The sequence below is a fragment of the Candidatus Hydrogenosomobacter endosymbioticus genome (assembly GCF_021654655.1).
Taxonomy (GTDB): domain Bacteria; phylum Pseudomonadota; class Alphaproteobacteria; order Holosporales; family GW7; genus Hydrogenosomobacter; species Hydrogenosomobacter endosymbioticus.
In genome coordinates, this window is record NZ_AP025225.1 from 91862 (window position 1) to 104670 (window position 12809).

The following is a 12809-nucleotide window of genomic DNA, read 5'->3' on the forward strand; positions in this document are numbered from 1 at the left end:
TGATGCTAGAGTTCAGAAAGTTGTTATTCCCAGGGCATTTTATTTGCAGAGCGCTGAGAATTAATAGGGGAAGGCGGACGTTATATGTCATAGCGTAATCATTCTTGATTGAAAAATTAGCTCAGCTGATGATAAAATGCTGTGAAGCGGAGTTTTTACAAGAGATGATAGTTTGTCGATTATGTCGTTTGCTTATTGAGAGGTTGAGTTGGCTGGAATAAACGCTAGTGAGTTGTGTTTGCTGCCGTTTGGCGGCTCTGGAGAGATCGGTCTAAATGCTAATTTATATTGCTATAAAGGGAGCGCTATACTGGTGGATCTGGGAGTTTCGTTTACGGATATCGCGGGGATAGAGGTTGTAGTTCCTGATCTAGGTGCGCTGTCTTCGTTGCCAGTGAAGCTGGAGGCTATATTTCTTACACACGCTCACGAAGATCATATAGGTGCTGTAGCTTATGTGTGGAGGAAATTTGGCCTCTCTTGTCCAATATATGCAACTACTTTTGCGTATTATATGCTTAAAAACAAACTTTCAGAGCGTGATATTGACGCTTCGATCCATAAAGTTGCATATAAAAAAGAGGTTTCGGCTGGGGAGTTTAGTGTTACATTTTTAGGAATAACTCATTCTGCGCCTGATTCTGCTGCGTTGGCTATAAAAACCGATCTAGGGATAGTTGTTCATACTGGTGATTGGAAAATAGATAGAAGTCCGCAGGTTGGAAATCCGACAGACGAAGAGTCTTTTAAGAAGCTGGGAGACGAGGGGGTTCTTGCCCTTGTGTGCGATTCAACGAACGCTATAGATCAGGACTGTCCGTGGGGAGAAAGCGAAGTCTGTAAAGAGCTTGAGCGGTTGGTGGGAGAGTGTGAAAACATGGTGATAGTAGCATGTTTTGCTTCTAACGTTGCCAGAATGCTTAGCTGTGTGAAAGCCGCTCAAAAAAACAATAGGAAGGTTGTACTTGCCGGAACATCGCTTAGAAGAGTTTCTCAAATAGCTCAAAAGGTTGGTTATTTAGACAAGACAGTGAAGTTTATATCCGACCGAGAGGCTGGAAACATGAGGTCATCAGAATTTTTGGTTATTGCTACTGGCAGTCAGGGAGAGCCCCGTTCGGCGTTGGCAAACATGTCGAGAAGGGCTCATCCCAGCATTAAGATCGACAATTCTACGGTGGTTATATTTTCTTCAAGTGTAATTCCTGGAAATGAAAAGGCAGTGTTTGGCCTTCAAAATAGATTAATAGAACTTGGAGCGAGAATAATATCAGAGCGAGACATTGCAAAGGTGCATGTTTCTGGACATCCAAGTAAGAGCGATCTGCGGGAGATGTATTCTTGGATTAGGCCAAAAATAGCTGTTCCGATACATGGAGAAGCGGTTCATCTTCAGGAACATGCCAAGCTTGCCAAGGACTTTGGGGTTGATGACATAGTGATTCCTAAAAATGGGAGAATCTTGAAGATAGCTCCTGGCGTTCCTAGGCTTGGTGACGGGTTCCGCTCTGGTAAGCTTTTTGTCGACGGTGACCGGCTTATAAAGTCTGATGGCGACGTTATAAAGGATAGGTATAAGATGATGGAGGCCGGCGTTGTGTTCGTTACGCTTGTGGCGTCCGCTGATACCAGGAAGGTGTCGTCTGCTAGAATTTCTATGAGGGGTATATCTGAGGATATCGCAGAGCTGGAGGAGATTAACAAAAATTTGAGCGATTTATTTAAAAAGCCGTTGTTCAGGACCGTTGTTAAGGGAGGGGAAAAGGCCATGAAAGAAACTGTGCATAAAGAAATCTCGCAATTTTTTAATCAGTGTATAGGGAAAAAGCCTATGACCCAGACTCAGATAGTGATGATTTGACCTTTGCTTGTTCTGTTCGAGTTTTTAGTTCTGATTTGTAGAGGGTTTGTTCTATATATTTTGGTTTGCTAGAGTTGATGCTGTTTTTGCATTAAAACGCTCTATAGGTTCTTTTTGTTGTTTTAATAGTTCTTAATTGCATTTTTGTTTTAAATCGTTAAAAGACCTTTACAAATTTGTCGTGTCATAGTATAAGAGCAGTTGAGGAAGTTCTTGATTTAGGATTTTGTTTGTATCGAAATCTTGATAATGATGGGAGTGTTTAGATGGGCGCTTTGAAGAAGAAGTTTGTTTTGGCTGCTATTTTGGGTGTGATGTGTTTCGATAGCTGTTCTTACGCAATGAAGAATGGCGGAAAGAAAAGCGGAAAGAAGAGCGGCAAGCAAGATGGCGGTAATTTGCAAAAGAAAGTGACAGTGGCTAGAGAATTTTATAAGAATATCGAAGGACCCGCTTTCTTGGAGGGCGGCAATCCTATTAATGGGGATGGAAGTTTTGGGGGGCATGGGTCTAATGCCGAAGAGGAACTGTTTGATGAGCTTCCCTTTCGTAGCGGCTCTGCCGATAATATGGAATTGGTTCAGCCAGAGGCTGATCTTCATAAAGATTCCGAACAACAAATGAAAAGTCAGAATCTTAGTGGTCAGGGCGATGGACTGGTTAGTATAGGGTGGCCCGGAGAATTAAAAGGTAGAGATGAGTTGATTGATAGCGTTGGCCAGTCTAACCAGAATAAAGTCTGCAATGATCGCTTGTTTATGTCTGAAGCTATTCCGTTAAGCGCCAAGATTCATGATGTTTCGCATAAGGCTCAGTCTACCTTATTGCCATCAAGAGAGTCTTTTATCTTTCAGAAAGCAGAGGAAAATAAAAGAACGAGAGAGATAAATTTGACTTTGAAGAATCTGATAGAGACTTGCGATCAAGAGAAAGATCGTGCAAACCTTTTGGAAAAGGAGCTTGATGAAAAAAACCAGGAGATTTTGGAGTTGTATCAGAAGAATTCTAGCCTAGATCAAGAAAAAGTTGTTATAGAGCAAGAACTTGAGAGATATAAAGATATTAATAAGACTATTATAAATGTTGCGAACGACGGGGAATGTCAGATGGAGGGTCTTAAAAAAAGTGTTTATGAAATGAGAGAAGAATTGGTTAGGAAAGGTAGAGAAGTTTTATGTCTAACCGATCTTATTCAACAGAAAGAACTCGAAAAAGCGTTGTTTAGCAAACAGATTAATGAGCAAAACCTTCATATATGCGCTCTGAATGAGAAGTTGGCTGAATTTAATATGAAAAATTATAGTGTTGATCGAAGAAAATTTACTAAAGTTGATCCTAAAAGTAATGGTATAAGGTGGAAGGGTGAGGAAATTTTGTCTGTTCAGGGACAGCTTGATACGGCATTAGTGGCGAAAGATCAGCTTGAGTCGGCATTATTGGAGAAGGATCAGCTGCTTGAGGCGGCATTAGTGGCGAAAGATCAGCTTGAGGCGGAATTGTCGGAGAAGAATCAGCAGCTTGAGTCGGCATTATTGGAGAAGGATCAGCTTGAGTCGGCATTATTGGAGAAGGATCAGCGGCTTGAGTCGGCATTATTGGAGAAGGATCAGCGGCTTGAGTCGGCATTATTGGCGAATAAGCGGCTTGAGTCAGAATCGTCGGAGAAGCAGCAGCTTGAGTCAGAATCGTCGGAGAAGCAGCAGCAGCTTGAAACGGTATTGGCGAAGGTTCAGCAGCTTGAGTCAGAATCGTCGGAGAAGCAGCAGCAGCTTGAAACGGTATTGGCGAAGGTTCAGCAGCTTGAGTCAGAATTGTCGGAGAAGCAGCAGCAGCTTGATTATAGTTTCTTAGAACTTAATAGTTATAAAGAGCGCTGTGAAAAACTTATTGCAGAGAATACCTTAAAAGAGCAGTATGTTATAACCTCTGATTTTGAATTAAATCATTTGAGAAAGGAAAAAGAAGAGTTGAAGGGTGAAATAAGTCTGCTGAAAATGATAAAAAATCTAGGCGACGATAGTCCGGAAAAAGGTGTAGAAGGTGTAGAAGGTGTAAAAATTGCTGTTAAGCGCAGGTCTTCTGATGGGGCAATAAGTAGAGAATCTAATTTTGATAGAAAATCTGATAATTTTGGCGAATGAGAAAGGCTTGGTTGTTGCATGAGTGGGGGGCGCGCCGGTTCCCTCCCTCTGCTGGGAGGGAGCTTCTCTCTTCTCCATTATTGGTTGACTTGTGGTCTGTGGGCTGTGCGTGTGGGCGTCTTCATTGCCAGGCCGCTATTATTTTGTAGTTTTGAGTTGTGGGTGTGAAAAGGCAGGTGCTTGTCTTTTATTAGGTTAGTTTTCTTATAGGGCTTTTTTAAGGAAGTTTCTGCCAGCATTTTTCTACAGTGATTTTTTAGAAATAGTAAAGTACGCGCAGGTTGAACTATAAGACAGAAGTCGACAGTGACTGCGTGTTTAATGATGGATCTTGCATAATGCGTTACTTTTGTAGCCGATAATTTTGATTTATGCAGGCGTTTAAAAAAAACGTGTATAGAGCAGAGCTTCTAGCGCATAAATTCTAAACAATGTGGTATTTATGGATGAATTTTTGCGTTTATTCATTAAGATGCTTAAACGCAATAGATGGAGACTTTCGGATCAGTCTGAAGTTTTTGGCGCCGTGTTTTTACAATTTTTAGAGCCGACGGCAAAAAAACAGCGGGAAAAATTCCCGCTTTAAAGTTAATAGGGAGGCTTTTACGTCCAGAGGACGGGCTGCATAACAAGCAGCCAACAGCACTAATGCTGCATAAGAGACCATAAAGCTGAAATCTCTTAAGGGCAAAAAAGCCCTACAAAGATAATAGCAATAATCTATATCGAAAATCAATATATTTTTAGCGAGAAAATGAAAAATTTTAAATTTTATATAAAAAGCAATGTCGTAGCGAATTGGGGTGAGTGATGGAAATTGAAGCAGTACCCAGAAGAAGTACCCAGTTTTTTCGGGTATACGCGGACGAGAAAGGCTATTTGCTTCCTGATTGTTGGGGGGGGGGGCGCGCGCGGGATACTATTAGTCTCCCCCAACTACAGCTTCTCTCTTCATACCATATGTGTTACCAGATGCGCGAAGGTGGCTTGGGTTATGGCCACTAAACATATGTAACAGAAACGGACGGCGGGTGTTGGAGAGGCAATTTGTAGCGGTGGGGGGGGGTATCATTAATTTTAATTATACATACGTACATGCGATACAGTGATGTAGATGCGAATTTCTAGTTCTTTTTGCGGCAAGCTCTAGTTAACTACTTACACGTGCGGCTCGTTTTGTTGGTCTAGAGAGCGGTTTACACGCCTCAATGCTTATATTTCGTTGAAAAATACTCACACTTCGTCGAAAATTTTTTCTATACTGACGCGGTTGCATCTTGTTTTACAGGCGCATTTGCATTACTAGAACGCAAAGCTGAAACAGGCTTTCCAGACATAGACTTTGCGATCGCTTTAATTTGTCGAACAGATGTGACCCTGAAGTAAAGGCTAAAAAACACGAACGAGACAACTCCAGCGCTAACCACAAAAGTCATCATTAGAGATTTTGCAACTAGCGAAGATTCTTTGCTGACGGCAAAATCTGTAAATCCGCCAGCGACTAGCTGCCCTATAAGTAAATTAACAGCAATCAATACAAAACCCATAGCCGCGCAACTTCCAGCCAACCTCAGAAAAAACAAACCAACGCTTCTCTTGATTGTTATCATTCCGCGCGAGTATAAAATTACCACCAAAAAAAACACGCTAGACCAAGACGAACAGCACGACGCAGCAGCAATGCCTACGCATCCAAATTTTTTCATAAGCCAAACGCCAAGCACTATGTTTACAACCAAATTAAGGCAGCTCGCATACAACGGTACTTTTGTGTTTCCCTCAGAAAAGAACCTTACATTAAATATTTTCATCAAAACATACGCAGGAGCGCCAACTCCGAATGCCGCCAAAATAGCCGCTATCTTGCTCAGGTCGTTTTGAGTAACTTTTCCATACCCAAAAAAAGCGTGAACCATGCTATACGAAGCTCCAATAAACAAAACTGCAACCGGAAATGTAAGAAAAGACGCAAGCTTTACAACATTGTTTTGTGTTCTATTTGCCGCGTGCACATTTTTGCTTTTTGCCTGTTGAGACAAAAGTGGAAGCAAAACAGAGCTAAGAGACATTCCTATTATACTAAGAGGCAGCTGATTAATTCTGTCTGCATAGCTGAGGCAAGAAATGCTTCCTTTTGGAAGAGACGCTGCAAGATACGCTCCTATCACAAGGTTCAGCTGAATAACCCCCACTCCAAGAGCTCCTGGACCTATGTTAAGTGCGAATTTCTTCATAAACCCGTTCCACCTAGGAATCCTAAAGCCTATATGGTATCCGCTCCAATAGCACGCAACCAAAACCCATAAACACTGAAATACCCCAGATATAAGTATTGCAAATGAGAACAAAACACCTATATCACTTACAAGTGGCAGCAACGCAAGCACGAACGCTATAACCGTAAGATTCCCTATCATTTGTGCAGAAGCATACGCGCCAAACTTGCCAAAAGAATTCAAAATGCTGCCGAAAAATGACGACATCGATATGAAAAAAACGAACGATAAAGTTATGGTTCCGAACTTGTTGTATAATTCAAACGTCTCCGGCTGTTTTGTGGCCATATCGCTGAATATAAAGTGATTTATTGCCGAAAAGTAATACGTAATAAGCGCTACGCAAGCTATCAAACTAAGCGCGAGCACAGTCATTATTGCTCCGGCAAACTCGAACGCCTCCTTGTTTTCTTCAACAGATTTTCCTTTAATCAACTTGGTGAATATTGGCAAGAAGCTGACATGAAACGCGCCCTCTCCAAAAATTCTCCTGAAAAACGATGGAGCTCTTATGGCGAGCATTAAGGCATCACTGACGCTATTAACCCCTATAAAATTAGCGATCAAAAGGTCTCTCATATAGCCAGTCATTCTGCACAGAACAGAAACGCCACTTACGGACAACATAGACCTGAGAAAATTTATTTTTACTTCTTTTTGTTCTGGAGAAGCTCCGAAGTTTTTCTTAAAAGACACGAGTAGAGCAATCGCAACACAAAGCGCACTACGGTAGTGTACACTAGCCTAAATAAAAATTCAACGACCGAAAAATGCTACAAATTAATAATCCAGAGATTGCGCCAGAATATTTCACGGTTGCTAATTCTCGACAAATTCACAAATCACCTGAACGAAAACCTCAGAACTTGTCGATATAAACGCAATTGCTATAAACGCAAAGTGCATATACTAAAATATAAAAGCCACCCTCGGCCAGACTAAAGATTAGAACTGACAAAAACGAAAAGCAGATAACAAACAAAACAAGCATAACACTATACGCGAGAGAACAATCAAAAACAACGAAACAGCTAGCAGACGTTTACTATACTCTTTCCCTTCTTTCTAGAGAATCTCACGGTGCCGCTGATAAGAGAGAAAATTGTGTGGTCGCGACCAATGCCGACATTATCTCCAGGAAAGAACCTAGTTCCTCGCTGTCGCACAATTATACCGCCAGCTCCAACAGACTGTCCGCCAAAGCACTTAACCCCGAGTCTGCGCCCCGCCGAATCTCTACCGTTTCTCGCGCTTCCACCTGCTTTTTTATGAGCCATCTATAATACCTCCAAACAATCAAGCAGCACCGTCGCAAACGACAACTTGCTCTATAAGCACAGGAAGTTTTATTTGCCTATGCCCCTTTTTTCTTCTGTGATTATGTCGACGCTGCTTCTTAAATACGATAACTTTATCCGAGCGGATCTCGTCAAGCACAACTGCTATGACTGTGGACTTTTTTATCTTAACCGAACCGTCCTCACTTTCGACAAACGAGACGCCGGGAAACTCAACGCGAGCGCCCTTATCATGAGCCATCCGCTCTAAATACAACTTTTTACCGTTAACAACCTTATGTTGCCTACCGCAAGCATGAATAACTGTATACATATGAGATAAACGACGTCAACAACTGGTCGGATGATAACAGGTATTGCCGAAAACATCAAGAGCATACGGTTCCTATGCGTGAGGGAGATTTTACAACTATTACATAGTTCATGGTCAATTTATAACTAGAGTCAATTTATAACATTATAGAAACATAATCTTACATATATACAATTAACTATAAATATTAAACAGTACTATTTTTTCTGCAAAGGTCTTTTTTGTAAAGATTTTGGAGTAACTATAACTTTTACTCTCTGTTTTTTGTTCCCGCAAAGAGAGGACTTTCCATTTTCAAGATTGATTTTTCCTATATGGCCTATTCCTGAGGAGCCTCCTTCTGATATGCGGACTTTTCCTTTTAGTGATAAATTCTTGTTCGAAGATTCATATATGGCAGAGTCACCTACGGCATTCTGTACGCCATTGCTCATGGACACATTTCCATTTGCTATTGCTCTTTTTACGGCTAATTGTCCGCCGTTTGGTTCTGTTTTATTAGAGGTTTTGTTGGCGGTTTTTTCGAAAAACACAGTAATGACGTTGCTTGATATGGTTTTATCTCCATGGCGGAGAATGGCATTTCCATCAGCTGTTCCTTTTAGTTCTGAATTCGAATATTTTATGAAATTGTTTGCTGTAACAGAGTATTCAGGAGTCTTGAGAGAGATAGCTCCTCCGCAAGCTACTAGCTCTTCTTTTTTTGCTGTATATACAAGTTTTTCGCTTGTGACGTTTCCGAATGGACCAAAAAGAGCAGCTCGACCGTTTGCTTCAATGGTGCGCAGAGCTCTTTTTCCATCTGGAGACTGGTCGAAATATACGCGTAGTTCACTAGCTGACACAGTAACGTTACCTTTTCTTGCTCTAGCTGGTGAATTTTCGTTTCCTCGTGCTATGCACATATTTTCTTTTTCTAGGAACTCTATTTGATGAGGAGCGTCCACGTGAACTTCTCCAGAGGCATCAGTCTTTTCGGCAGGCGCGCTTTTGTTTTGGCTAGAGCAGTAAGCAGGTAAACATATACCTACGCATAGTATTAGAGAAATAACGATCGATGGACGATTTTTTGCAAAAAAATTATACATATGCTCCTCCTGACGTGGCGATTATACCAGTTTTTACATATCCAAACATCAATGTTTTGCGCGAAACATTTTCTATATCATGCATAGTGTGCGCAGAGATATTTAAGAAACATTAAGATATATAAAACCTTTGATGGATTTTTGAGGTGTTTTTAGCGGTTTAGCTACTGCTTGTAGGCGTATAGTATAAGCGCGAACGTACACGCGCCTCTTTAGTTGGTCTATCAACGAAAGCTATAGACCAGAAATTTATAGAGAATGGGCGCTAATGGGATCGAACCAATGACATCTACCATGTGAAGGTAGCGCTCTACCGCTGAGCTAAGCGCCCGTATACTCGATACGAGCCAGTATAATTGATAAACGATTTTTTAAAATTATGAAAGCCCCTGTCAATTTTGGCCATCAAAGACAGACTTTGGCAGGAGCTCCTGCCAAAATTTATTTTTCTGCAAAATTACAGAAATATTGAAGAACTTCCGACAACTCATGCGCAAGATTTGCTTGATATTTTGTTTGTGTGCGTTGGAAGTATTGCAGACACAAAAGCGAACACAGCAATCAATAGCAGAGCAAGCGCAAGGTCTATAGTTTTTCCATACATTCCATATATTGTTGAAGGGATTGGTTTAGGGAGTTTGCAGTCTATTATACCGCAAGAAAAAATAGGTAGCTTATTAATCTCTATTCCATAGGGATCTATCATTGCCGAAATTCCGGTATTTGCAGCTCTTGCTATTGGCACACCTTCTTCTATTGCGCGAAACTTCACGCTGGAGAAATGCTGATATGGGCCGGAAGTGTCGCCGAACCAACCATCGTTTGTTATGTTTATAATCCACTGTGCTCGATCGTTGTTTTTGATAACTTCTCCGGGAAATATTGCTTCATAGCAGATTAGCGGGCTGAAGGGTGGAGCGTTGTCTATTCTCACAGTTTTAACGCCGTATCCTGGAGAAAAGTCCATGGCGCCTGGAGTGACTTTTTGCACATATTTTGCGTCAACAGCCAATTCTATAAACCTTCTGAATGGGACGTACTCTCCAAATGGTAAAAGGTGCGACTTTGAATAAATCACGTTTATATTCGTAGCATTCTTTACTACCATTGCGTTTGTGGCTATAAGATTTCTTTCTTGTTCAAAAATATACCCAGAGCCAGCGATAAGAATCGTGTTGTTATTTATCATCCTAAGTTTGTCAAACACTATATGCATAACGTCATCGCTGATTGTCCATGGGATTGATGATTCAGGCCATATTGTGTGTGTTATTTTCTCCGCGCCATAAGAATTTGACAGAGCTAGGAGCTCTGTTAGGTTTTTTTCTGCCATTTCTGGGCATATTTTATTTTTTTGTATTATGCTTGGTTGAACTATGCGAACTACTATATTTTCGTGATACTCTATAGATCGTCCAGACAGTCTTATATATCCATATGTATACATAGCTGATATTGGAACTATGAAGGCTAGAGCGGGCAATAGCAAGCGCCTTTTGCTCAAAACTATGTATGAAAACAAACATGCTGCGGCTGTTGTTATGGCGCCTATTCCATATGATCCTATAGCAGACGCGATTTGAGATATCTCTATGCATTCAGACCATATGTATGCTACGAGATTCCAAGGAAATCCAGAGAGTATATGGCCGCGCAGAATCTCAATTATGCTATACAGGCAGGAGAACGCTACGGCGTATGATCCAATTTTCCCGTGCTGTGAAATCCTGGAAATGAATAGAGCGTATGAAAAAGCTGCATGGTATATTGCCAGGATTGCCGGGAGGCCTGTAACGGCGAAAGGAATCATCCATAAGAACTTGTCTCCGTCAATATAAAGCGCTTCGCTTACCCAAAACAGGCTAGTAGCGTTTAGGCCGAATCCAAAACACCAGCCTGCAAACACGGCCTCCCATAGATGTTTTTTCTGGTAGAGTCCGCAGAATAACATAAGCACGGCTGCTATGAATAATGGCCATATGCAGCTTGGAGCCCACGCAAAAGACGCACCTGCACCAGAAACAGTAAGCACTGTGTTACTTCTAGATAGCCAGATGACTCTGTTTACTATAATTCTTTCTATTTCTGATACGCTCAATTTTGCTTTTTCTTTCAGACGGTAGGTGTTAAGTATTGCATAACATTTATCGATGGCGCAAAGAGTTTGTGTTATAAAGAAGTTCCCAGTGATGTTTTTTTTGCTTGTGGGTTATGACTAAAATAAGCTTGATTAAAGGGGAGTTAGGTTACCAAGACGTGGTTTCAAGAATGAAGCTTCGTGCTGATGAAATAGCGAGCGGTGCAGATGAAGAGGTGTGGCTTATTCAGCATAGCTGCGTTTATACGGTTGGTGCTAGGGCCGCCGCGTTTGACGAGCTTTGCCATAATATTTACGGTGTTCCTGTGTGTAAGTCTGATAGAGGAGGACTTGCGACGTATCACGGACCGGGCCAGCGCGTCTGCTATGCGATGATAAATCTCAGAAAAAGAGGATTGTCTGTTCGTGATTACATATTTCTTTTGGAGGAATGGATAATATCAGCTCTTAAGAGAAAAGATATATCTGCAAACAGAAATGACGTTAATATTGGTGCTTGGGTTGACAGAAAAAAAATCGCTTCAATCGGTGTTCACGTTTCTAAGGGGGTTTCGTCGCACGGATTCGCTCTTAATGTTTGCACAGAAATGTCATATTTCGAGAAAATAATTCCGTGCGGTATTTTGGGAGTCGAGATGACGTCGATCGAGCGCGAAATTGGAGAAAATATCAGAGTAGATTATGCAGATGAAGAGATAATAAACGCTATTCCGTTTTAAATTTTCATGCTTTTTTTCATCTTGTTGAATATGGAATCCACCGTATACTCTAAGTTTTCCGAAGATTCTTTGTAAATTACAAGGTCTGGAGAAAATTTATTTCTAAACCATGTTGATTGGCGCTTGGCATACCTGCGGGTAGATATTTCTGTAAGCTCTGTTGATCGTTCAAGTGATATGGCCCCGTCTATGTATAGTGAAAATTCCTTAAACCCTATAGATAAAGCTAACTGCGAGCTTCTATAATTTTCAAGAGAGCGAAACTCTGCGACCTCATCAATAACTCCAAGACGAATCATTTGATTTAGCCTTGCTGTTATTTTCCTTTTTAAGGTCTCTCTGTCTGGCAAGACCAAAATATTGAAAAATTCTATTTTTTGAATGGACCGAGGGAGAGATTGCCATGAAGACATCGCGCGGTCAGTAAAAGAACTGACCAGAAGCGCTCGCAATAACCTTTGTCGATCAGAGCTTTGTATGCTGGCTTCAGAGTCTGGATCTATTTCGCGCAATGATGCTCGTATGCAATCTGTGGATGTGTTTATATGCTTTTCATAAAATGCTCTTTTTATATCTGGATTTATAGTCGGTATTGGAGACAGTCCGTTTATAAATGCATCGATATAAAACCCCGTCCCTCCAACTAATATAAAAACACAAGACGGGTCTTTTGATGAAATTTCTGAGATTGTTTTTTCTGCTAATATAGACCACGAAGCGCTTGAGACTTCTTGTTCGTCGTATTCGAAAACACCATAAAGTTTGTGAGGTACTTTATCCATGTCCTCTTTTGATGGATGCGCTGTGAGTATTGGAAGACCTTTATAAAGCTGTCGGCTGTCTGCATTTATTATTACCCCGCGTATACGCTCTGCTATTGACATAGCTATTGAGGATTTTCCAGATGCTGTTGGACCGGCAATTACTATTACCATCGAGAAATGTATATGTTTTTAAATAACGATAAGTCTACGGTCATTCTACCAATAATAGAAGCGCACAGATGCCAAGGTAA

At 41.1% G+C, this 12809-nt stretch carries 9 protein-coding genes and 1 tRNA gene; 3 read left to right on the forward strand and 7 right to left on the reverse strand.

Annotated elements, in window-relative coordinates:
- The first annotated feature begins 208 nt into the window (after positions 1–208).
- A complete protein-coding gene (locus HYD_RS00450; RefSeq protein WP_236865224.1) occupies positions 209–1861 on the forward strand; it encodes a ribonuclease J in 1653 nt (550 codons plus the stop codon).
- Between the two features lie 266 nt (positions 1862–2127).
- Entirely contained in the window at positions 2128–4002 is a 1875-nt protein-coding gene (locus HYD_RS00455; protein WP_236865225.1) for a coiled-coil domain-containing protein, read from the forward strand.
- A gap of 1256 nt (positions 4003–5258) precedes the next feature.
- Here HYD_RS00455 and murJ read toward each other — a convergent pair.
- The 6 genes from murJ to lnt form a co-directional block, all read right to left on the reverse strand.
- Positions 5259–6974, reverse strand: a complete 1716-nt coding sequence (murJ, locus tag HYD_RS00460) for a murein biosynthesis integral membrane protein MurJ (protein ID WP_236865226.1) — start codon at positions 6972–6974, stop codon at positions 5259–5261.
- A 335-nt stretch (positions 6975–7309) separates the two neighbouring features.
- Positions 7310–7555, reverse strand: a complete 246-nt coding sequence (gene rpmA / locus HYD_RS00465) for a 50S ribosomal protein L27 (RefSeq protein WP_236865227.1) — start codon at positions 7553–7555, stop codon at positions 7310–7312.
- A 19-nt stretch (positions 7556–7574) separates the two neighbouring features.
- Complete coding sequence (gene rplU / locus HYD_RS00470) at positions 7575–7889, reverse strand: 50S ribosomal protein L21 (protein WP_236865228.1); 315 nt, start codon at positions 7887–7889, stop codon at positions 7575–7577.
- 197 nt (positions 7890–8086) lie between these two features.
- On the reverse strand, positions 8087–8977 hold the full coding sequence (locus tag HYD_RS00475) for an LptA/OstA family protein (RefSeq protein ID WP_236865229.1): 891 nt from the start codon (positions 8975–8977) through the stop codon (positions 8087–8089).
- A 259-nt stretch (positions 8978–9236) separates the two neighbouring features.
- Positions 9237–9308: transfer RNA gene (locus HYD_RS00480), tRNA-Val, on the reverse strand.
- Positions 9309–9464: 156 nt separating this feature from the next.
- On the reverse strand, positions 9465–11009 hold the full coding sequence (gene lnt, locus HYD_RS00485) for an apolipoprotein N-acyltransferase (protein WP_236865231.1): 1545 nt from the start codon (positions 11007–11009) through the stop codon (positions 9465–9467).
- A gap of 179 nt (positions 11010–11188) precedes the next feature.
- Between lnt and lipB the strand changes: the two genes are divergently transcribed.
- Entirely contained in the window at positions 11189–11794 is a 606-nt protein-coding gene (lipB, locus tag HYD_RS00490; RefSeq protein ID WP_236865234.1) for a lipoyl(octanoyl) transferase LipB, read from the forward strand.
- Here the strand turns inward: lipB and miaA are convergent.
- Complete coding sequence (gene miaA / locus HYD_RS00495; RefSeq protein WP_236865236.1) at positions 11791–12729, reverse strand: tRNA (adenosine(37)-N6)-dimethylallyltransferase MiaA; 939 nt, start codon at positions 12727–12729, stop codon at positions 11791–11793. The two genes, lipB and miaA, sit on opposite strands and share 4 nt — an antisense overlap.
- Positions 12730–12809: the final 80 nt, after the last annotated feature.